This is a genomic window from Longibacter sp., assembly GCF_051155795.1.
GTDB lineage: Bacteria > Bacteroidota > Rhodothermia > Rhodothermales > Salinibacteraceae > Longibacter.
On sequence record NZ_DAXETW010000003.1, the window covers coordinates 12838 to 35633 of the forward strand.

16 protein-coding genes are annotated in these 22796 nt (G+C 61.8%); 6 read left to right on the plus strand and 10 right to left on the minus strand.

Annotated elements, in window-relative coordinates; translation table 11 throughout:
• The first annotated feature begins 338 nt into the window (after window positions 1-338).
• A complete protein-coding gene (locus ACFCU0_RS00360) occupies window positions 339-1841 on the plus strand; it encodes a GAF domain-containing sensor histidine kinase (RefSeq protein ID WP_434971664.1) in 1503 nt (500 codons plus the stop codon).
• 34 nt (window positions 1842-1875) lie between these two features.
• Here ACFCU0_RS00360 and ACFCU0_RS00365 read toward each other — a convergent pair whose 3' ends face one another.
• Entirely contained in the window at window positions 1876-2853 is a 978-nt protein-coding gene (locus ACFCU0_RS00365; RefSeq protein WP_434971665.1) for a hypothetical protein, read from the minus strand.
• Window positions 2854-3189: 336 nt separating this feature from the next.
• Between ACFCU0_RS00365 and ACFCU0_RS00370 the strand changes: the two genes are divergently transcribed.
• Window positions 3190-4182 carry a YpdA family putative bacillithiol disulfide reductase gene (locus ACFCU0_RS00370; RefSeq protein ID WP_434971666.1) on the plus strand — a complete coding sequence of 331 codons (993 nt, stop codon included), beginning with the start codon at window positions 3190-3192 and terminating at the stop codon, window positions 4180-4182.
• A 91-nt stretch (window positions 4183-4273) separates the two neighbouring features.
• Here the strand turns inward: ACFCU0_RS00370 and serA are convergent, their stop codons facing one another.
• The 5 genes from serA to ACFCU0_RS00395 form a co-directional block, all read right to left on the minus strand.
• On the minus strand, window positions 4274-5866 hold the full coding sequence (gene serA, locus ACFCU0_RS00375; protein ID WP_434971667.1) for a phosphoglycerate dehydrogenase: 1593 nt from the start codon (window positions 5864-5866) through the stop codon (window positions 4274-4276).
• Between the two features lie 147 nt (window positions 5867-6013).
• The gene (yihA, locus tag ACFCU0_RS00380; RefSeq protein WP_434971668.1) at window positions 6014-6598 is read right to left on the minus strand and encodes a ribosome biogenesis GTP-binding protein YihA/YsxC; all 585 of its coding nucleotides are present in this window, start codon (window positions 6596-6598) and stop codon (window positions 6014-6016) included.
• Window positions 6599-6763: 165 nt separating this feature from the next.
• On the minus strand, window positions 6764-7633 hold the full coding sequence (gene sucD / locus ACFCU0_RS00385; RefSeq protein ID WP_434971669.1) for a succinate--CoA ligase subunit alpha: 870 nt from the start codon (window positions 7631-7633) through the stop codon (window positions 6764-6766).
• 346 nt (window positions 7634-7979) lie between these two features.
• Window positions 7980-9548 carry an amidase family protein gene (locus ACFCU0_RS00390; RefSeq protein WP_434971670.1) on the minus strand — a complete coding sequence of 523 codons (1569 nt, stop codon included), beginning with the start codon at window positions 9546-9548 and terminating at the stop codon, window positions 7980-7982.
• Window positions 9549-9632: 84 nt separating this feature from the next.
• Window positions 9633-9956 (minus strand): Sec-independent protein translocase subunit TatA/TatB, encoded by a 324-nt coding sequence (locus ACFCU0_RS00395; protein ID WP_434971671.1) that lies wholly within the window; start codon window positions 9954-9956, stop codon window positions 9633-9635.
• A gap of 368 nt (window positions 9957-10324) precedes the next feature.
• Between ACFCU0_RS00395 and add the strand changes: the two genes are divergently transcribed.
• The 3 genes from add to ACFCU0_RS00410 all read left to right on the plus strand — a co-directional run bounded on the left by add (window position 10325) and on the right by ACFCU0_RS00410 (window position 14371).
• Window positions 10325-11383 carry an adenosine deaminase gene (gene add / locus ACFCU0_RS00400; RefSeq protein ID WP_434971672.1) on the plus strand — a complete coding sequence of 353 codons (1059 nt, stop codon included), beginning with the start codon at window positions 10325-10327 and terminating at the stop codon, window positions 11381-11383.
• Between the two features lie 55 nt (window positions 11384-11438).
• The gene (gene aroA / locus ACFCU0_RS00405; protein WP_434971673.1) at window positions 11439-12731 is read left to right on the plus strand and encodes a 3-phosphoshikimate 1-carboxyvinyltransferase; all 1293 of its coding nucleotides are present in this window, start codon (window positions 11439-11441) and stop codon (window positions 12729-12731) included.
• A gap of 65 nt (window positions 12732-12796) precedes the next feature.
• Window positions 12797-14371: an amidohydrolase family protein gene (locus ACFCU0_RS00410; protein WP_434971674.1), complete on the plus strand. Its 1575-nt coding sequence runs from the start codon at window positions 12797-12799 to the stop codon at window positions 14369-14371.
• 147 nt (window positions 14372-14518) lie between these two features.
• Here ACFCU0_RS00410 and ACFCU0_RS00415 read toward each other — a convergent pair whose 3' ends face one another.
• The 4 genes from ACFCU0_RS00415 to ACFCU0_RS00430 form a co-directional block, all read right to left on the minus strand.
• Complete coding sequence (locus tag ACFCU0_RS00415) at window positions 14519-14887, minus strand: MGMT family protein (protein ID WP_434971675.1); 369 nt, start codon at window positions 14885-14887, stop codon at window positions 14519-14521.
• A 33-nt stretch (window positions 14888-14920) separates the two neighbouring features.
• On the minus strand, window positions 14921-15082 hold the full coding sequence (locus ACFCU0_RS00420) for a hypothetical protein (RefSeq protein WP_434971676.1): 162 nt from the start codon (window positions 15080-15082) through the stop codon (window positions 14921-14923).
• Window positions 15083-15532: 450 nt separating this feature from the next.
• Window positions 15533-17158, minus strand: coding sequence for a SusD/RagB family nutrient-binding outer membrane lipoprotein (locus ACFCU0_RS00425; protein ID WP_434971677.1), 1626 nt, complete (start codon window positions 17156-17158; stop codon window positions 15533-15535).
• A gap of 100 nt (window positions 17159-17258) precedes the next feature.
• Entirely contained in the window at window positions 17259-20486 is a 3228-nt protein-coding gene (locus ACFCU0_RS00430) for a SusC/RagA family TonB-linked outer membrane protein (RefSeq protein WP_434971678.1), read from the minus strand.
• 1267 nt (window positions 20487-21753) lie between these two features.
• On the opposite strand from ACFCU0_RS00430, the gene murB reads away from it, so the two are divergent.
• Window positions 21754-22796 (plus strand): UDP-N-acetylmuramate dehydrogenase (murB, locus tag ACFCU0_RS00435; RefSeq protein WP_434971679.1); only part of this gene is annotated, 1043 nt, incomplete at its 3' end.

Below are 22796 nucleotides of genomic sequence, written 5' to 3' on the forward strand. Positions count from 1 at the left end.
GCAGGGAGATCAAGGCGTTCTCCGCGTATCTGACCGTTCCCGGCGGCTGCCGCGCCCTTCTGCACCGCAGCATTCGTCGTTCCGTCCCATCCCGTTGCGGGCGCGTCCCGCCACGGGCCGGCTCTACCGGCATCGGCATGCCTCGATGTGTCGCACCGCCCTTTCTACTGCCTTCCCGACCCCGGAGGGCCCCACCTCGCTTTTCACCGAACCGACGCCGCTGTCGATCGGCTCTACTCGTTCGGCGATAGAACCGGGAGTTCGCACGGCGCTGCGCGATGATATCGTGCAGTTCATGCCGACGGTTGTCTGTCGATACTCACCTGATCCGCCTACCGATGATTGCCGATTCGTCTACGCCTTTTGGCGGGAATCCCCGAGACAATACCAACGGCCAGGACGCCCCGCCAAACATCGTGTTCGCGTCTGCCGGTGACCAACTGCCGGACAAGCTCGGCACCGAGCCGGTCGTCGCCGGCCTGGACCCGGCTCCAGAGCACGCGTTCGACCGTATTGCCGAACTCGCGGCGCACCTGTTTCAGACGCCGTCCGCCTTCATCTCTCTGATAAACGACGATTATCTCTGGTTCAAGGCGGCCATCGGCATCGACGGTAGAGTGTGCCCGCTCGAGACGTCCTTCTGCAGCCATGCGTTTTCGGCACGGGACACGCTCGTCGTGGAGGACGCAACGCAGGACGAACGATTCGCCGACAATCCGCTCGTGACGGCGACGCCCGGCATTCGATTCTACGCAGGCGCCCCCCTGATCACGGACGACGGACAGATCATCGGTTCGATCTGCGTACTGGACACGAATCCCCACGATGCGCCCGTGTCCGACGTGAAGATGCAACACCTCGTCGACCTCGCACAGGTCGTCATGGATGAGCTCGAGTTGCGGCGTGAACTGAAACGTGGGGAGCAGCGCGAGCGCGAGCTTCGCGAGGCGCGCAACAACGCAGAGTCGGCGAAGGAAGCGATGTCCCAGTTCTTCGCCGGCATTACCCACGACCTGCGCACGCCGTTAACGCAAATTCTGCTCTTCAACGACCTTCTCGAGCGCGTCCTCGATCAGCCGAATGCATCGGCGGCGGACACGGACTACACGACGAAGATCCGCACGGCGGGCACGCGGATGAACATGCTTATCACGTCCCTGCTTGAGCTGGCCGAACTGCGTTCCGGCCGTTTCGAACTCGAACTGGAGCCCGTCAACGTCCTTGAGGTGGTGAGGGAAGCCTGCGAGGGCATCGAAATCCTGTCAGAGTCCGATATCGACCGGCTCTCGATGAGGCTACCGGACGCTCCGCTGTTCGCACGTGCCGACAGCAGCGCGCTGACGCGGGTGCTCGACAACCTGATCGGCAACGCGATCAAGCACACGGATCCGGACGACAAAGTCCAGGTCTGTCTCCGACTTCCGGAATCCCGCGGCGGGGAGAACGACGCGACCGACACGCTCGACGTCTCGGGCGACGGTGTATCCGATGCCGACGACGTGGCGCTCGCACCAAATCTTCGTAGTTTACCGGCGCGAGGGCCGGGTGCACCCGATTCGTCGAGCGAGACGACGCACATTGATGCCCCCAGCATCTTAATCGAGATTGCGGACAACGGCCCCGGCATTCCGGCCGATCTGGTGGACACCCTGTTCGACCCGTACACCCGCGGCCCACAGCGCGCCAGTTCGGACAATGAGGGATCGTCAAGCGGCGTCGGGTTGGGCCTGGCGATCACCAGCGATCTCGTCCATGCGATGGACGGTGCGATTCACGTCCACACGAAGGAAGGTCTCGGGACGTGCTTTCACATCCACCTGCCGGCTGTCCTGGAAGACTGACGGGTCCGGCCGAGGATCCCTATCCCGCCGCCGTTTACACGTCGTAGTTAAAGTCGGGCCACTCGTCCGGCTCCCACGAGGATTCCGTTTCAGACCGGCCGGTTTCTTCCTCCTCTTCGAGAATGGTATCGAGGATATCCCAGGCCATCGCTTCGTCGTCGTCCTCTTCTTCCTCCCAGGAGGTCCGTGCGACGTCTGCTGCCACGCGGGCCTCACGTTTCGGATCGGGCGCCTCGTCGGACCGACCAAAGGCGTCATCGTCGTCAGAAAAGGACCAGAGAGACCGAGCCTCCGAGTCCTGGTCCGAGGTCTGGTGCGACGGTGCAGCGGTCTCCTCTGGTTCGTCGTCCGGCCACTGCGTCCAGATGTTATCGGCCTCCGGTGCGTCTGAGGCAGACGTACCCGTGTTTGTCTGCGTCTGCTTCCGGTTCGGGTTCATCTCCGGCACCGTCTCGCCGCGGTTCGACCCGTCCCCGGAATCATCCCCGAACGACCACTGGGCTTGGTCGTCGTCGGCGTCCGGTGCAGTGCCAGCCGCTTTCCGACGGCGAATATTCTGCCGCTCTTCCGGCACGAAGTCCTGCCGCAGGTCCTTGTCGTCGGGCTGCGGCTCCTCCGGCTGAGTTGCGGCCGGTCGCGCCTCCGGCTTCAAGAAGAGAAGCAGCGGCGTCCACATCATCAGGATGATCATAGACAGGCCGAGATGGATGCTCCAGCTCTCCGCTTCTTCCGGTACGATGACCAGCATGGCGAGACTGACGAACGTCCACGTCACCAGCGCGGCCTCGGAGGCAAGGCCCAGGCGCCACAGGACATGGGGCCAGCTCACACCCTCGATCGACGGCAAGCCGAACGACGCCGGTGCGGTCGAGTACATGGCCGGAAACGCGAGCGCCAGCGTCAATGCTGACGCAAAGATCGCGACGCCCAGCATATCGGCGTAGACCGGTGCCACGATCAGGCCGACCAGACAGGCGACGGGTACAGCAAACGGTAAGGCGATTCTCATCATCCGAAGGGGTCTTGTCGGGGCGCAGGCGGGTGGGGGCGTGCCATCAGACACGGGATTCCTGCGGAAGTACGCTCCCAATCACACAACCCGTGAGGAAAGAGACATCATCTTTTGGATGACTCCTCCGCTGAAGCCCGGCATCATCCGTGAGATTCATGAAACGGAAGCCATCGGATGGGCACGCTGTCCGGATTGAAGGCACCTCCCGGTGGAGTTTGGTTCCATCCCGCATTAAACAGATTGCGAGACGTTCACGCGCAGACGGAGGTGCAGGGAAACTGACCCGTTCGCCGAACGGTTCATGTGGTGAATCTACTGGACACGACGGTTTCCCTTATGACGGACGTCATTATTATCGGTGCCGGCCCGGTCGGACTTGCCTGCGGCATTGAGGCAAAGCGACGCGGCCTTGACGCTCGCATCTTCGATAAAGGTGCGCTCTGCAATTCGTTTATCGGGTACCCGACGCGGATGGAGTTTTTCTCCACTCCGGAACGACTCGAGATTGGCGGTTATCCATTCTCCACACGGGCCTACAAGCCGCGGCGGGAGGAGGCGCTGGACTACTATCGCCGCGTGGCCACAGCGGAAAACCTGGATATCTCACTCTATGAGGCCGTCTCCACGATTCACGGTGTGGATGGAGACTTCACGGTCGTCACCGAGAAGGGCGAATACACCGCCCGCAAGGTGGTCGTCGCGACGGGTTTCTACGACATTCCGAACCGGATGGACGTGCCGGGCGAAGACCTGGACAAGGTACGGCACTACTTCAAGGAGCCGTATCCGTTCGCCCTGACGGACGTAGCCATTGTCGGCGCGGCCAACTCGGCCGTGAAGGCCGCTCTCGCCTGCTTCCGGCATCAGGCGAACGTTACCATGGTCGTCCGCAACAACGGCATCGACGACACGGTAAAGTACTGGCTGAAGCCGGATATCGAAAACCGAATCGAGGAAGGTAGCATTCAGGCCTACTTCAACAGCGAGGTCTCTGCCGTCACGCCGGACACCCTCGTGATCGACACGGCGGACGGCGCGGAGGAGATCGACAACGACTTCGTTCTCGCTATGACGGGCTACCGCCCGAACTACGCGCTGCTGGAGTCCTTCGGCATTGACGTGGAAGACGACGAGGCCCGGACTCCCGTCCACGACGAGGAAGGAGAAACGTTTGAGACGAATCGCCCGGGCCTTTACCTGGCGGGCACCATCTGCGGCGGATGCAACACGTCGCGATGGTTCATCGAGAACGGCCGGTTTCACGCTGAGAAGATCATGGACCACGCGTCCGCGCGCCTCAACCACAAGGAAACGATCGAGGCGTCGTAGGACGCTCTTGTATTCGCTCGAGAGCACAGGAGAAAGGGGGCACCGTCCGACGGACGATGCCCCTTTCGCACGTTACAACCGGCCGGTTCCGCTACCGGATCTTGACAGATCGCACACCTTCGACCCCGTCGATCCCCGCGATTTCCTCCAGGACGGCCGGGGGGACGTCGTCGTCTACGCTGACCGCCGTCAGCGCCATCTCCCCGCGCGCTTTCCGCCCGAGAGCCAGTGCGCCGATGTTGACGTTCGCCTTTGCCAGAAGCTCGCCGACCGTCGCCAGCATACCGGGTCGGTCGACGTTCCGGTACAGGATCATCTCCCCTTCCGGCTTGGCTTCGAGCTCGTACGTGTCGATCCGGACGACGCGCAAGTCGGTCCCGTGGAAGATGGTACCGGCGACCACGTGGGTTTCGTCGCCTGCCTCCACCTCCACCTCGATCAGATTGGTGTAGCTCCCGTGCTCGGCCTCGCGGGTTTCGCTGAACCGAAGGCCCATGTCGCCGGCCAGGACGGGCGCATTGATGAAGTTGACCGGCTCATCCGCCCACTGATTCAGGACCCCGCGTAGCGCGGCAACCGAGAGCACCTCCGCGTACCGGCGCGGCACCTCACCGCGGCATCGGACCGTCAGGCTCTGCGCATTGCCCTCCATGAGCTGGTAGGCGATCTGGCCCAGCCGGTCGGCAAGCTCGAGGTAGGTCTGCACCTCCGGCTGTGCCGCCATCCGGATCGCCATACCGTTCACCGGGGTGGTCACCGGTTCGTCCATGAGCCCGTTAATCACCTGCTCGGTGATCTGCTGCGCGACCTTCTCCTGTGCCGCCCCGGTGGTTGCGGCAATGTGGGGCGTGGCGACCACGTCGGGGTGCTGAATCAACTCCGTAAGCTCCTCCGGCGGCGGTTCCTGAGAGTAGACGTCGAGTGCTGCCCCAGCCACCTTGCCTGATTTGACAGCGTCGAGCAGGGCCATCTCGTCGACAATTCCGCCGCGGGCGCAGTTTACAATGCGGACGCCGTCCTTGCACCGGTCGAACGCTTCCGCGTCCAGCAACCCCCGCGTTTCGTCGTTCATCGGGGTGTGAATGGTGATGAAGTCGCTCTTCTCCATAAGCGTGTCCAGATCCACGAGCGTCACGTCGTGGCGGGCGGCAACGTCCTCCGAAACGAGCGGATCAAACCCGAGGAGCGTCATGCCGAACCCTTGCATGCGTTCGGCGACCGCCCGTCCTACTTTGCCTACGCCCACGATGCCGAGCGTTTTGCTGTGCAATTCAGCACCGGAGAACTTCTTCCGCTCCCATTTGCCGTCGCGAAGCGACCGGTTCGCCTGCGGGATGGTGCGCGCGAGCGCTTGCATCATGGCCGTCGTGTGCTCGGCCGTGGAAATCGTGTTTCCGTCCGGCGCATTACACACGAGAACACCCTTGCGCGTCGCCGCATCAAGGTCGATGTTGTCGACACCAACGCCCGCCCGGCCGATCACCTTCAGGTCGTCAGCGAGGTCGATCAGTTCGGCCGTCACCGTCGTCCCACTTCGGACGATCCAGCCATTCGCCGACCGAACATGCTCACGGAGAGTTGCATCGTCATAATCAAGGAGCAGGTCCACTTCAAATCCCTGAGCCTCTAGCATCTCTGTGCATACCGGATCGACGGGATCCGTAATCAGAACTGTGTGGGACATATACCGGGCGCAGAGTTCGTTAAAGAGAGAAGGAAACGCTCATTGATAATGAAGGCACCACCGGCATCGATCGCAGGACACACGCCGTAAAAAAACCGCCAAGTCTGAACACGTCCTCCACAGAATCGCTGGCCACGTGCGGCTCGGCTATCCCAGGAAGTCGCGCAGCCATCCGCGCAGTTCTTTGATTCCCCGTCCTGATTTCGACGAGGTAAGGACGATCGGGACGGAACGACCCACATCCGCAAGTCGCTTGTCCAGCCGTTGAACGGTTTGAAACCGCTGATTTCCCGAGAGCTTGTCGGCTTTCGTGAGGGCGATCAGATACGGCACGTCACTGCCCCGCATGAAGTCAATCAGGTCCTCATCCTGCGCCATCGGTGGGTGCCGGCTATCGATGAGGTGCACCACCGCACGAAGCGGCTTCCGCTGGTTCAGGTACCGTTCGATCAGAGCCGCCCATTTCTCCCGCATCGACTTCGACACCCGTGCGTAGCCGTACCCCGGGAGGTCCACGAAGTAGTATTTGCCGTCGATCAGGAAAAAGTTGAACTCGGTCGTCTTCCCGGGACGCTTGCTGACGTACGCGAGCTTTTTCCGGCCGATGATCGAATTGAGCAACGAGCTCTTCCCGACGTTCGACCGACCAACGAAGGCGATCTCCGGACGGCCGTCGCGCGGCAGGTGCTTCCATTCGACGACTCCTTTCGTAAATTCTGCTCGGTCAAACATGACTCAATGCGAAGGGCTAAGGGCGAAAGGCGAAATGGACGTGCGCCCGATCCGATATACGGAAGCGAGCCGATAAAAAAGCGCCGCGCTTCCGTTTCCGGAGACGCGGCGCCGCAGTCTTGCAGGGTCGGCTGGGCGGCGGGCAAACGTTCTCCGCCGGTTGGCCTACCCGATCGTTTCTTTGACCGTTTCGCCGATGAGAGCCGGGTTCTTGACGACCGTTGCGCCCGCCTCTTCAAGTGCGGCGAACTTCGCCTCGGCCGTGCCCGATCCACCGGACACAATGGCGCCGGCGTGGCCCATGCGGCGCCCGGGAGGGGCCGTCTGACCCGCAATGAAGCCGAAGACAGGCTTGGTCATGTGATCCTTGATGAAGGCCGCGGCCTCCTCCTCCGCCGATCCGCCAATTTCACCGATCAGGACCACGGCGTCCGTGTCCGCGTCGGCTTCAAAAAGCTTGAGGACGTCGATAAAGCGCGTTCCGATCACCGGGTCGCCTCCGATTCCGACAGCCGTGCTCTGGCCGTACCCGGCGCGGGTGAGCTGGTCGACCGCTTCGTACGTGAGCGTTCCCGAGCGGGAGATCACGCCGATGTTTCCGGGTTCAAAGATCATGGCGGGCATGATGCCGATCTTCGCTTCGCCGGGCGTGATGACGCCGGGGCAGTTCGGGCCGATCAGGTGAGCGCCCTGCTTCTGGACGTAGTGGTAGGTCGGCTTCATGTCTTTCACCGGGATGCCTTCGGTGATGCAAATGATCACCTCGATCCCCGCTTCGGCCGCTTCCTGGATGGCGTCGGCCGCGAACGGCGGCGGCACAAAGATGATGGAGGTGTTGGCGCCTTCCTGCTCAACGGCTTCCTCGACGGTGTTGAAGACGGGGCGATCGAGATGCGTCGTACCGCCCTTTCCGGGCGTAACGCCGGCCACGACGTTCGTACCGTACTCGATCATCTGCTCGGCGTGAAAGGTGCCCTCCGAGCCGGTAAAGCCCTGCACCACCAGGCGGGTGTCCTTGTTGACCAGAATGCTCATGCGTAGACGAGGCTGCTTTGAGTTGGCGTGTCGTGCTCGATGTCGAAACGATGCTCTCGCGCAGGCGCGCGGGCCGGGATGCGAAAGGATCCAGCAGAGTCATCGCAGCGCCTTCTCCCTCCACGATGTCGATGGTACGGTGCACATCGCGTAACCGCAAAATCTGCGGCATTTCTTCGTGCGCTTCTGCGTTGGGCTGAGTACTGAGTGATGAGTACCGAGTGATGAGTACCGCGTGATGAGGCGTCGGGACGTTCGAAGAGTGGCCTTGAACGCGCTCAATTCGGAATTCGAGGTTCGAAATTCGACGTTCGCCATTCAACATTCTCAATTCGTAATTCGCCATTCATCCCTCGTTCATCCGTTCGACGGCCTGGCCGACCTGGAGGAGAAGCGACTCGTCGAAGTGGCGGCCGATGATTTGCATGCCGACGGGGAGATGCGGCTCGTCACGATGCGACCCAATCGGGACGTTCAGCGCCGGAACGCCGGCCAGGCTGGACGGCACCGTAAAGACGTCGCTGAGGTACATCGCGAGCGGGTCGTCCGTTTTCTCGCCAAGCCGGAACGGGTCGGTCGGCGTGGTCGGCGCAATGAGCACGTCGCACTCCTCAAACGCCGTATCGAAGTCGTGGCGGATGAGGGTCCGGACGCGCTGCGCCTTCTCGTAGTACTTGTCGTAGTAGCCCTCCGAGAGAACGTAGGTGCCGAGCATGATGCGCCGTTTGACCTCGTCGCCGAAGCCCTCGGAGCGAGAGCGGGTGTAGAGCGCATCGAGCGTCGACGTCGTATCCTTTAACTGGGTCTCGATCTGTTCCGCCCGGTCGGTATGTCCGCGCCGCTCGGCTTCCTGTTTCGCCTCCTTCAGGTCGGCCCGCTGCTTGCGGAGCACCTCCGCCGTTTCCTCCTCCGAGGCGCGATGTCCGTAGCGGATCCCGTCATACCGGGCGAGGTTACTCGACGCCTCCGCCGTTGCCAGAAGGTAATACGTCGCAACGCCGTACTGCGTGTGGGGAAGCGATACCTCTTGAACCACGGCGCCATCGTCCTCCAGCGCCTCGACCTGCGCGCGTATCATCCGGTCGATCTCGGGATCCAGTCCGTCGGCAAAATATTCCGTTGGGATGCCGACTCGGAGTCCCGAGACGGTGTCCCCCACGCTCGCCTCGAGCGCCTCCCGGTAGTCGGGGACGGATACCGGCGCACTCGTGCTGTCCGCTTCGTCCTCCCCGGCGATGATACCGAGGATCGTTGCAACGTCTTCGACCGATCGCGCCAGCGGCCCGATCGTGTCCAGCGACGAGGCGTACGCGACGAGGCCGGAACGGCTGACGCGCCCATAGGTCGGCTTCAGGCCCACCGTTCCGCAGAAGGCGGCCGGTTGCCGGATCGAGCCACCGGTGTCGGATCCGAGCGCGACCTGACAGAACCCGGCGGCGACGGCGGCTGCAGACCCACCGGATGAGCCTCCCGGCACGAACTCGGTGGCTTTCGGGTGGCGAACGGGCCCAAAGTGAGATGTCTCGTTTGACGAGCCCATGCCGAACTCGTCGCAGTTGGCTTTGCCGATAAAGATGGCCCCCGCATCGCGCAACCGCTGGATCACGGTCGCGTCATACATGGACGAGAAATCCTTCAGCATGCGGGATCCGGCCGTCACCTGCTGCCCGCGAATGCAGATATTGTCTTTGACCGCGAGCACCAGCCCGGCCAGCGGACGGGCGTTGCCCCGCTCCCGCTGGCTGTCGAGATAGCGCGCGTGGTTAAGCGCTCCGTCCCGATCCACGGTCAGCAGCGCGTTCAACTCGTCATTCCGTTCGTCGATGCGCTCAATAAACGAAGAGACCAGCGTTTCGCAACTGGTCTCTCCTTGCTCAATCGCCCGGTGGGCTTCAGCAAACGTCGGCGTGTTCATCGTACAACAGGCAAGGATCGCGTCGGGAAGGAATCGAAACGATTCGGCGCAGGCAGGCGCCCCCTGGACAGAGCGCCGTCGTGACTACTTCGCGTCCGTGGACGGCTCGTCACTCGGGTTGTCTGCGCGGGCGGGCTCGGGCGGTACCTGCTCCTGTGTTTCCTCTCGAGCTACGGGCTCCTCGCTCTGACGGGCCTGAGGCGCACCCTGGGACGGCGGACGCGGCTGATCGATCTGTCGCCGCTGGTCTTCGGCCTGAAGTTCGCGCGAAATTTCGTTCGTGGCGTCCTTAAACTCGCGGATGCCCTTGCCAATGCCACGGGCGATCTCGGGAATCTTGTTTGCCCCGAAAATCAGCAACACGACGAGAAAGATAAGAAAGAGTTCGAGCGGGCCGGGAGTACCCATGGCAAAACGGGGATTTTTGAAAATCGTGCACGTCGCGAAGCCGCAACGGTGATCCTACTCGCTGAGCCTTCGGCAGTTCATCCCCGATCCATGAAGGGACTACGAACGCCCGGACGGTCTGTCAGGCAATCATCCCTCTGGAGTCGAGCATGGTTGACTACCAATTCCAATTGATGAGCGCGCCGTCTGATTCATCCGATCACTGTTCCTGTTTGCATCAGGGTCTGGCTCGTGTCGTCACGCCGTGCTACAGGAGGCGAAACCGCTTCCCCGCTCCCCCGGTTACGAACGAACATCCCGCGCGGTCAGAACCCGGGGATGAGGCGCCCCCCTGCCGTCCTGTCTTTCTCATCTACCGAACGCATTGCATGACCCTCACCCGCGAAGACATTCTCGCCTGGCCCAAGGCCGAACTGCATTGCCATCTCGACGGCTCGCTCCGCCTCGATACGATGATTGATCTTGCCCGGTCGGAGGGGAAAATGCAGGTGCTGCCGAGCGACTCCGTGGAAGGGCTGGCCGAGATTCTTCGGGACGTGGACGACTCGGAGACGCTGGAGGCCTACCTGGCCTGGTTCCGCTACACGATCCCGCTGCTTCAGACGAAGGAGGCCCTCTACCGCTGCACCTACGAACTGGCGGAAGACAACGCGGAAGAGAATGTCCGTCATCTCGAGCTACGATACGCGCCAATCCTCCACACCGAGGAAGGGCTGTCGCTGGAAGAAGTAAACGACACGGTTCTGCAAGCGCTGAAGGATGCCGAGCGCGACCTCGACATCCACACCGGTCTGATCATCTGCGGCCTGCGCGACCGGTATGAGAGTGCGTCGATGCGGCAGGCGGAACTGGCGGCGGAATACCGTCATCGCGGGGTCGTCGCATTCGACCTCGCCGGTGGCGAAGCGGGCAACCCGCCGAAGGGCCACCTCCACGCCTTCTATCACGCGCGAAACCACCTCCTGAACCTGACGATCCACGCCGGGGAGTCGTGGGGCCCGGATTCGATCCGTCAGGCGTTGTTCTACTGCGGCGCTCACCGCATCGGCCACGGCATTTCCCTGCAGGAGGACCCGGAACTGATGCAATACTTCGCGGATCACCGCATCCCGCTGGAGATGTGCCCCACGTCGAACGTTCAGACCCACGTCGTATCCAGCCTGGAGGCGCACCCGATCACGACGTACGTGAATAACGGCGTCCCGGTCACGGTGAACACCGACAACCGGCTCTTCAGCCGCACCTCGGTCACCGACGAGCTCTGGAGCGTGCACCAGCACTGCCAGATCGACGCCGACCAGCTCCGCGAGATCGCACTCAACGGATTCCGATATGCCTTCATCCACCGTGACCAGAAGCAGGCGATGCTCCGGAGCGTGATCGACGACTTCCCCCTTGCACCCAGTCAGGAAACGCCTATGTGGTAAATCACCCCGAGCGCCCCGCCCCTTCACCGCCTCGCTCGCTTCCGCCCGCCTGCCCATGACGCAGATTCTCTCGCCGGTCTCCTCCCTTCGAGGCATCGTGTCCCTCCCCGCGGACAAGTCGATCTCGCACCGCTCGGCCATGCTATCCGCCCTGTCCGACGGGACGTGTCGCATCCACAATTATCCGCAGTCTGCCGATCCGCAGTCTACGCTGAACGTGCTGCGCGGCCTGGGCGTGTCGATGCACCGAGATGACGACGATGTTTTGGTGATCGAGGGCGTCGGCATCGACGGACTGCGACCGCCGGACGCCCCGCTGGACTGCGGCAATTCCGGCACCACCATGCGCCTGATGTCCGGGATCCTCGCCGGACAGCCGTTCGGCAGCGTTCTGACCGGCGACGACTCGCTCCAGCAACGGCCCATGAAACGGGTCGCTGATCCCATGAAGGCTATGGGCGGGCGCGTCATCCTGGTCGAAGGCCATGCGCCGATTCGGCTGCGCCCCTCCCGCGACGGCCTCTCCGCCATCAAGTACCGCCTGCCGATGGCGTCGGCACAGGTGAAATCCTGCGTGCTGCTTGCCGGCCTGTACGCCGACGGGCGAACCACCGTCGTCGAGCCGACACGGTGCCGCGACCACACGGAGCGAATGCTCGGCCTGGAAACGCACGAGGTCGGCGGCGTGCGCGAAATCTACGTGGACGGCGGCCATCGCATCGATCCGAGGACGTGGACGGTCCCGGGCGACTTTTCGGGCGCCGCCTTCTTCATGGTCGCGGCGACAATTACCCCCGATAGCGCCATTCGGTTTAAGAACGTCGGGCTGAACCCGTCCCGCACAGCGCTGATCGACGTGCTGATCGACATGGGTGCGGACATCCGGGTGGAGAACGAACGGGCGGAGGGGAGCGAACCCATCGGCGACGTCCGCGTCACGTCGGCTCCGCTCGAAGGCGTCGAGATCGGGGGGCGCGTCATCCCGAATCTAATCGACGAAATCCCAGTTCTCGCCGTTGCCGCCGCGTGCGCGGAGGGGCAGACCGTGATTCGAGACGCGGAGGAGCTCCGGGTCAAGGAAACGGACCGGCTCCACGCCATCACCGAGAACCTGCGGGCGATGGGTGCGCAGATCGAGGAACGGCCGGACGGGCTCGTTATCGACGGAAACGGGCCCAACCTGCTCGGCACGACCGTCGACAGCTTCGACGATCACCGGATCGCCATGGCGATGGGTGTGGCCGCCTGTGTGGCGCACGGCGAAACGCAGATCCAGGGTGCGGAAACAGCACGCGTGTCCTTCCCGGGCTTCTGGGATGAACTGGACCGAGTGACGACGCCGCGCTAACTTGCCGCTGCCCGTGTTGGTGCCGCGGTGTTTCTATGTTCTCAGGTCACGTTTTCCCTGGCGTTATGCCCCTCTCCCTCCGCCGTTTGCTCCCTGTATTCCTCGCGCTGATCCTGGCTGGCCTGCCGGCAGCGACGCGTGCCCAGGAAACGCCGCCCGCTGCCCCGGACCGTACGGAAGGAGATGGCCCGTACGAACGGCTCGTCCTTCGCGGTGCCACCCTGATCGACGGCACCGGCGCCCCGCCGATCGGTCCGGTCGACATCGTCGTCGAAGGGGATCGTATCACCCGCATCGAGAGCGTGGGCTACCCCGGCGTGCCGATCGATGAGAGCGATCGGCCGGCAGCCGGCGACCGGGAGATCGACCTGTCGGGCATGTACATCCTCCCTGGCTTCATCGATATGCACGGTCACCTCGGTGGCGTGAGCCAGGGCACGACGGCGGAATACGTGCTCAAGCTCTGGATGGGGCATGGGATCACGACGGTGCGGGAGCCGGGCAGCTTCAACGGAATGGAATGGACCTTCCGTCATCGCGAGCGCAGCGCGGCGAACGAGATCGTCGCCCCGCGCATCATCGCGTACGTCGGCTTCGGAATGGGGCAGGACCAGACGCCGAGCACGCCGGATGCGGCGCGTTCCTGGGTGCGAAGCGTGAAGGAGCGCGGCGCGGACGGGATCAAGTTCTTCGGTGCCTCCCCCGACGTCATGAAAGCAGCGCTCGACGAGGCGAACGAGCAGTCGCTCGGCACGGCCATGCACCACGCCCAGCTCAACGTCACCCGCGTGAATTCCCTGACATCCGCCTCGTGGGGGCTTACCACGATGGAGCATTGGTACGGCCTACCCGAGGCGCTCTTCACCGATCGCATGATCCAGGACTACCCCGCCGACTACAACTACAACAACGAGCAGCACCGCTTCGGGGAGGCGGGACGGCTGTGGCAGCAGGCCGCGACACCGGGGAGCGAGCACTGGAATACCGTGATGGATTCGCTGATAACGCTCGACTTCACCATGGTACCGACCCTTACGATTTACGAAGCGAGTCGGGACCTAATGCGCGCTCGAAATGCCCCGTGGCACGACGATTACACCCTTCCTTCCCTCTGGGACTTTTTTGAGCCGAGCCGGGAAGCGCACGGCTCCTACTGGTTCCACTGGACCACCCGGCATGAAATCGACTGGAAGGAGAACTACCGCCTCTGGATGACCTTCCTGAACGAGTACAAGAACCGCGGCGGGCGTGTTGTGACCGGCTCGGACAGCGGGTATATCTACAAACTCTACGGCTTCGGCTACGTCCGCGAGCTGGAGCTTCTACAGGAGGCCGGCTTCCACCCGCTGGAGGTCATCCAGGCAGCCACTCTCAACGGCGCGGAAGCGCTCGGGATGGAGGGCGAGATCGGCTCCATCGAGGTCGGTAAGAAAGCCGACTTCGTGGTCGTAGAGGAAAACCCGATCGAGAACCTGAAGGTGCTGTACGGCATCGGGGCACTAAAGCTCGACGACGAGACCGAGGAGCCCACCCGCGTGGGGGGTGTACGGTACACAATCAAGGACGGCATCGTGTATGATGCTCCGGCGTTGCTGGAAGATGTTCGCCAGCTCGTGGACGACGCACAGGCGGCCGACTGAGCGACTCCGCGAGAGACCGTCCCTCGCACCCGCTGCGGCCGCATGCAACCCCGGCCCGTCGCGTACGAAAGCCCCGGACCACGCACTGTGCTCCGGGGCATTTCTATGAGCGGTCGCTCCGATGTGGGGCACCCTAACAGCCGGGCATCAGGCCGACTCCAGGCCGTCGTTGAGAAAATCCCGGGCCGGGGGAAGGTGCTCCGTCGGCGTCCATCGATGGCGGTCCATATCGACAATTCCATCGTCCAGGAACCGAACGTCTTCCGCCCGGAGCCGCTCTTCCATAACCGTCGGCGTCTCGAAGAAGCGGGCCCCGGTCAATTCACCGTTTCGGTTCACTACGCGATGACACGGGAGCCCGGATCCGACGGCGGCATTCATCGCCCATCCGACGGTACGCGCCGCCGCCCGCGTGCCTACATATTCAGCGATGTCGCCGTATGTCGTCACAGACCCGCGGGGGATTTCCGCGACGACCTGCCAAACGCGCTCGTAGAAGGAGTCTGAGTCGGACATAGCCGTTACGCCCCGATGACTGGGTAACAACGATTACTGGGTAACAATCAGGATGGCCCCGTTCTCGTTTCCACTGCCAAAGCGATTCTGCGCTTCTCGGGCAGAAAAGAAGATCGCTCTCTGGACGGCGGTGGCGGCAACATTCTGCATATCGGATACGGACTGCTCCATCCCGTCCAGGTAAAAGTTGGGCAAGTCTCCTCGAGTACTCGAGCCTCGTTGCAGACCGCGCGTACTGCGGTTTCTCTGCAGCCACGTAGGTCGAAGGGACCGAATGAGGTCCAGTGCGGATCCGGAAGGGCTCGCGGTCTGGATCTCTTCCTGGCTTAAGACATCGCGGCCCTGATCAGGACCCGACGTCGAGCTGGGCGGCAGGCATGCAGATAATGGTACCGCGATCAGAATGATAAGTAGGTGCGCTGTAAACGTTCGTCGATCAGGAGTCATGCCTGGAATGAATGCCTGGAGGGGATTTAGGGTATGATAAATCGCGTTGCGCGTCTAACCTTGCGACCGGTATACATCACAAACAATGTAACAGGATGATACGCGAAATGAAACAAAAAACGCAGGACCCCGGCTGTTGCCGGAGCCCTGCGTAGATACGTCTGCGACACAATCGCAGCCGCTTAGATCATCACATCCCTAGACTCCGGGATCCCAACCCACCGGAACGGTACCGGCCTGCGGGCCACGCGGGACATCGCCCGGGACGTTGGAACCGTTGGTCTGGTACTCAGACACCGGGTAGGCGAGACGGGCCGGAATGTTATCCAGCACGCCCTCAGGGAGCGGCTGCAGATCCGGAAAGCCGGTACGACGGAAGTCGTTGTACGGCTCGATGTTGATGAAGTTAGCGATGTACTTCTCCGTGATGATTTGCTCAAGCGCATCCGGTCCAGACGCGTTGTTCAGCGCGTCGACGCGATCCTGCACAAAGTCGTCGACGAACGTTTCAATAGAATCAACAGCTACTGAGTCTGGAGACAAATCACTGAGGCGAGAGACCACTCCGAGTTGATCAAGGGAGGCCCTGATTCCATCCTCGTAGGCCGATTCAACGGATCCATTGACGGCATCGCCGTTAAGGATGTACTCCGCTTCGGCCTCAATGAACTTGACCTCCGAGTAGTTGAACCAGAAGACGGATGCGTCTTCATCGCTGTAGAATGATCCGATCGACGAAACCTCGTCGATGTTTTGCGACTGCTCTGCACCGTTCTGATGGCCCCGGTACGTCGAATCGGTCGGTGCAAAGTCTTGAGCAGCGTTGAATTCGGACGGCTCAAACCCAGTAACGAGACCAGCATTGTCGACCGCACCCGTTTGGCGAGCCTGCACTGGGAGACGCGGGTCTTCATTCGTCTTCAGCAGGTCGATGTAGTTCGCACTAACCTGCTGTGACACAATCCAAACATCCTGGATGGTGTACTGGAACCACGGGTTCTCGGCGTTCTCACCACCCGGAAACGTAAACTCCGGGTTGTCTGCATTGCCGTTCGGGAACGCATTCTGCGCGGCATCAAGGGCTGCCTGGGCATGGGCCTCGCGTCCGGATACGCCACCGGCTTCGATGTCGGACTCCGTCAAGTGTATGTGCGCGCGGGCTTCGAGGGCCCAAGCGAGACTCGTCCACTTGCTGGTGTCGCCAGCATAAAGAAGGTCAGCACCCGAATTATCCGTCGTACCGAGGTTTGTCTTACCAAGGTTCTCACGTGCTTCGCCGAGACGATCGATGATGTACTGATAAACGATCTCCTGGCTGTCGTACGACGGGCTCACGTTCTCGTCCGGGAGGAACGCCTCCGTGAACGGTACATCGCCGAACAGGTCGGTGAGGATCATCCAGGAGTAGGCCTCGATGACCATGCCAATACCGGCGTTCTGGAAGTTCTCTTCCTCCAGCCCGGCGTCGGCGATGTTGCGACCGTTCCGGATCGAGCCGGTGTACAGGAAGGCTTCCCAAAGGTTGTTGCCATCGACTTCACGGTACTGATAGACGTCGATGTTGCCGCCACCCTGCACGTTGTCGGCGAGCTGCTGGGTCCAGAGCGTTGGTGTACGCACCGGCTCGTTTGCGACCACTTCGTAGGTAAACTGCGTGGTTGCAGCAGCGAGTTGCTGCGTCGACGGGGGGTTCGTCGGGTCGTTCGGGTTATCGTTGATTTCCTTGAAGTCCGTGAGGTTGTCACACCCCGCGAACGTGATCGCCAGGCCAATAAAGGCCACCGCGAGCACTGTCGAGAAGAGTTTTTGAGATAGGATTCTCATCGTAAGCATGTTATTCATCCGTACGGATAGTGATTCGGGATTGCAAGGTGTCTGAACGGACCTCCCCGCCCGAAGGCGAGGAGGTGTTCAGACCGCTTATTTAGAATCCCAGAGTCAGGCTGGCGCGGTACTGACGCGACGTCGGAGTGACTCCGTGGTAGAAGCCCTGTCCGTTGCCGGCGCCGTCGAGACTACCCGCCGGATCGCCATAGGTGAAGTCAGAGAACGTGAGCAGGTTACGGCCCGTGAGCGCGAAGCGCACGTTGTCGAGACCCGACCGGTTCGAGAGACCTTCCGGCAGCGTGAAGCGGTACGCGAGCGTCAGCTCGCGGAGCTTCACGTAGCTGGCGTCCTCGACGTAGCGCTCGAAGACGAAGCGATCGGTGTCTGCGGAGGTACCGCGGAACCAGGCTTCATCGCGCTCATAGCCAACGGCGTTTTCGCCCTCGTTACGCTGTCCGTCGGACTGACGGATACCGTCGATGATTTCCTCGCTACCACGATCCAGGGTCTGGTCGATGTTACCCGTCGCCTGTACGTAGTAATTGTCAAAGTTCAGGATGTCGCCACCCTGGCTAATCTCCCACTGCTGCGTAAGGGTCAGCCCTTTGAACGAGAAGGTGGAGCGAAGGCCACCGGTCCAATCCGGCTGGACGTTTCCGATGCTGCCCGGACTGTCGGCCTCAAGCGGCGTGCCGTCCGCGGTGATGATGAGAGCGTCGTCGCCGAAGCCCTCCACCGGGGAGGTGCGCTGCTGGCCGTTGATCGTGACCGGCGTGTCTTCCGAGATCTCACCGTTGCGGAGGTAGCGGCTACCGAAGATGATGCCGTAGCCGTCCTCGCCGGTTTCGGCGCGGACCTGGATCGACGTAAATCCGAAGAGGAAGATCGACTCTACACCTTCGGAGAGCTCTTCAACGGTCGTCGTATTCTTCGACCAGTTCACGCTCAGATCCCAGGTGAAGTCGCCCACTTCAAGCGGAGTGCCCGAGAGGAGAACCTCAAATCCTTTGTTCCGGATCTCTCCGGCGTTGCGGACCTGGCTCGAAAAACCACTGGCAGCCGACTGCGGCACGCTGAAGATCTGGTCGCGCGTCAGCTTATTGTAAAATGTGAAGTCAAGCGTTGCCCGGTTGTTGAAGAAACGGAGGTCGGTGCCGAGTTCATACTCGGTCGAAATCTCCGGCTTCAGATCCGGGTTGGCCCGAGCAAAATCTTGCAGGAAGCTGTTCTGGTCGCGGAACGGAAACGTGATATCTCCACGCACACCGTCACCGACGTCTGCCTGCGGGAATACCGTGACGAGTTCGTACGGACCCGTGTCACTACCCACCTGGGCGAGCGAGGCACGGATTTTACCGAAGCTCAGGAACGTGTCTTCAAATGTGTCGCTGAACGCCTCGGTGAATACGAAGCTACCGCTCACGCCAGGGTAGAAATACGAGTTCTCATCCAGCGGAAGCGTCGAGCTCCAGTCATTACGGGCCGACACCTGCAAGTACGCGTAGTCGCGATAGTTCAGCGACAGACGCGAGTACGCACCGATCAGCACCTGTTCTTCTCTGAACTGCGTCGGCGTGGTGTTGTCGTACACGCTGATGTTGTAGAAACCGGGAATACCCGTACCCACGGCCTCGATGGTATTCGCGTTCACCGTACGCTTGCTGATGTTATTCCCGACGAGAAGCGTCATCCCGAGGTCCTCGGTGATATTACGCTTCGCCGTCACAGTGAGGTCGGAGTTGATCTCCCGGCGCTCAAGCTGCTGGTCGGCCGTTGATCCGCCGGGTTCTGCCGCGGTTTGATCAGCAATCTGCGACTGGAAGTTTTGCGAGTACGTGTCGACTCCGATACGCTCGCGGACTTCCAGCCAGGGCAGGATGTCGTAGCTCACGTTCGCGTTGCCGATGAAGCGGTCCACGTCCGTGAGCAGGTTGATCCGCTCGGAGAGCCACAGCGGGTTGTCACGGCTTCCCGTGTTGTACGTTCGCTGCGTCCCATCCGGATACGTCGTTTCCGTGATGTCGAAACTGATCGGCACGTTCTGGAGCGACCACTGAAACGAGTTCGGTCCGTTGGCCTCCAGCATGAAACGCCGGTTCGTCTCCGTGTAGTTGGACGACAGCTGCACGGTCATCTTCTCCGACAGGTCGGCCGTGTACTTACCCTGTACGCTGGTGCGGTTCAGGAAGTTGGTCGGAACGATACCCTGGTTTCGCGCATCGCTAACCGTCAGGTTCGCGTTGCCAAAGTCGCCCGATCCGGAGATCGTCAGCGAGTTCTCGATGTTGGTACCGTTCTCGTAGAAGTCTTCGCGCGGGTCGAAGATCTGCGGCTGGCCGATCGAGTCGAGCACGGCCTGCGAAACGGCATCACGCGCTGGGCCGAAGCTCCGACCGATCTGCGTCACACCACCTGTTCCCGGGCCGCCGACTTCATCGAAGCACCGCTGGGAATTCGGGTCACCGAACTCGGCGTAACCGCCGTTCTCTTCCCGGACGCCGTTCGTGTAGCACTCGGACGTCCCTTGAAGAAAGCGGTCCTGGTAGCCGTCGATGATCACATCATTGAAGCCGCCACTGGTCGTGAAGGAGGCGCGAACGCCTTCTGCTCCGGAGCCGCTCTTCGTCGTGATAATGATGGCACCGTTCGCCGCTCGCGAGCCGTACAGCGCGGTGGCGCTGGCGCCCTTCAGGACGTTCAGGCTCTCGATCGAATTCGGATCGATGTCGAGCAAACGATTCGACGTTCCGCCCGTGAAGACGTCCGGACCAATCGGATTGTCGTCTTCCGCGTTGGAGATCGGCTGACCGTCCACAACAATCAGCGGGGAGTTACCGCCGCCGACGTAGGAGTTGTTACCGCGAATGACGATCCGGCTGGATCCACCGGCCTGTCCGTTCGACTGATTAATCTGGACGCCCGCGACCTTACCGAGAAGCGCGTTGGTCACGTTCTGCTCGGCGGCTTCGGCGATTTCCTCGCCGGACACATCCTGCGACGCGTAACCGAGACTCCGCTCTTCCTCCTCAATACCGAGAGCCGTGACGACAATCTCGTCCAGCTCTTCCGTCCGGGGAGCAAGTGCGAAATCGACGCTGGTCGTTTCGCCTGCCGTGACCGTCACCGTTTTCTCCGTTGGGTTGTAACCAACGAACGATGCCGTCACAACGTGATCGCCTTCCGGCACCGACAGCTCGTAGTTGCCGTCGACGTCGGTGGCGCTACCGATACCAAGCTCTTGAACCTGTACTGTAGCACCCGGAAGGGGATCGCCGGTCTGACCGTCTGTCACGGTCCCGGAGATGGTCCCGTCCTGTGCAAGCACAGAAGCAGGGGCGAGGAGCAGTATTGCCACCCCGCATAGTAGTTTAGTAAACAATGCCTTCATGGTTGATGTCCTCTGGTGAAACCGAGAAACGGTGAGAGCCGCCCGAGACTCCGATACGTCGTCGCCGGTCCGTGTGGGACGCGGACCGATCTATACATCAGAACTCGTGCGTGTGTGAACTACTGCACTGCGAGAACGACGGGCACAGCGTGCCGCGCCGCGAGTCGCAGCGTGGGCATCCGGCTCTTCCGGCCTTGCGGCCGGGGAAGAACGGCGAACGAGCCTCCGCCTCGGCTACGGAACACCACGGTGGGACGCGATGGCGCAACGGAGAGAGACCGGTTCACTGGAGCGTCTTTTCAGACAATCCCCAGATGCTTTGCATTAGATTCGCAGTAAGTCTTGCAAAAAAGGATGATGAAGTCAAGGGGAAGTGAAACTTCGCCCGGCGATTTACGGCCGGTCGCCTACCGTATTGCAAGGATGAAAGCGCCACCCGCGGGGTGACGCGGCCACAGGCCGTTCATACGACTTGGTGGAAATTCCCGCTTGCAGCGGATGATAATTGACCGATACGGTCCAGAAATGCGACTGCACCGCGTCTCCCTCACCCACACCCCGACGAAGGCCGGGAATGCTGCTTGAGTAAGTGGAGGCGGATGAACGCCCGCTCCGCGTGCTATGCTGCCTGGCGACACGGAGAGGACGCGACGGTCCGGACGGCTGGGTTCGCACGACGCACGCCCAGCGGCTTCGTACAGCGTCAATTAGACCATCGTGCCTCATGCAATACGGGATGTTGTACACCGGATACGAGTCTGCACCCGACGAAAACAACGGATCGGGCTTCCGGAATAAACTTCATCAGGGACGGAAAGCACCCGAGCACGGTGGCGCGGGCGGTTCTGCCGCCCTGTCCTTTAAGAAGCGGTAACAATGTGCAAGCCGACTGCGAGGATGTCAAGACGAATCTTGAAAATCATGTTCCGCAACCCATTCAAATGGAAACGCACCGTATCGGACATTGACGCTTCGACATCCCCGTTTGCGGCCCCGAGCATCGAATTTTCAGATTCCTGTCATGTTATGTACCCCGCCTCGCCTTTGTCACAATGCGGGCGACCATTCATTTTTTCTACACACAAGAGGGGTGCCGCCGGCCCCGCCAGCGAAGCAACCTTCCCGCCCGTCTCCGTTATAAATGCTCGCAGCGTCTTCCTTTCGCCCGCACGCTACCCCTGAGCATCGCCCTCACCCCCGTCCCGTGCCGAACCCAACCGTGTCCACCGCCGCCCTGAACGCTCTCCACGACGTGTACGGGGCGGAGCGCCTCCAGCGCGACGTTCCCCTTGCGCCGCATACGACGTTCCAGCTCGGCGGGCCGGCCGACGTATTTGTAGAAGCGCGCACTGCAGACGAACTCGCCCGGTCCATTCGAATCGCCCGGCAGCACGAGATCCGCTTTTTCCTGCTGGGCATGGGCGCCAACGTCATCGTCGGGGATCGCGGATTCCGCGGGCTTGTCATCCGAAACGCAGCCGTTCACACGTCCATCGACCGGGACGCGGGCCGCGTCTGGGCGGAAAGCGGAGCCGTCATGTACCCGGACGTGATCAACGAAGCCGTCGAGGCCGGTCTCAGTGGCTTGGAGCACTACGTGGGCATCCCGTCGACCGTCGGCGGGGCGCTCTGGCAGAACCTCCACTTCCTATCGCCCGCTCCCGCGCGCGAGCGAACCATGTTTATTGAGGAGGTCCTGCACGAGGCGGACGTGCTGACGGAAGAAGATGAGCGCCGTACCGTCGGCGTCGACTTCTTCGAGTTCGGATACGACGACTCCATCCTTCACCACCGGGACGACGTGGTGCTCTCGGCGACCTTCCAGCTGGAGCCCGGCGACCCGGAGCGAATGCGCCAGGTGATGGAGGAGAACCTCGAGTGGCGCTCCCTCCGCCATCCGCCGCTGGACACCGAGCCGAGCGTCGGGTCGATCTTCAAAAAAATCGAGGGCATCGGGGCCGGGCGACTGATCGATGAGTGCGGGCTGAAAGGGGCGAAGATCGGTGGCGCGCGCGTCACGCATCGCCACGCGAACATCTTCGTGAATGACGGCAATGCCACGGCCGCAGACCTGATCGCCCTGATCCGCCACGTTCAGGACGTCGTGGAATCCGAAACGGGCTACCAACTCGAAACCGAGATCGGCTTCATCGGGGAATTCGACGAGCCATCGGCGGACGACCCGGTCTTCGTCCCAAAGGATCCAGACCTGGTCACAGCCGCCGACCTTGCGAAGCAGCGCCAGGC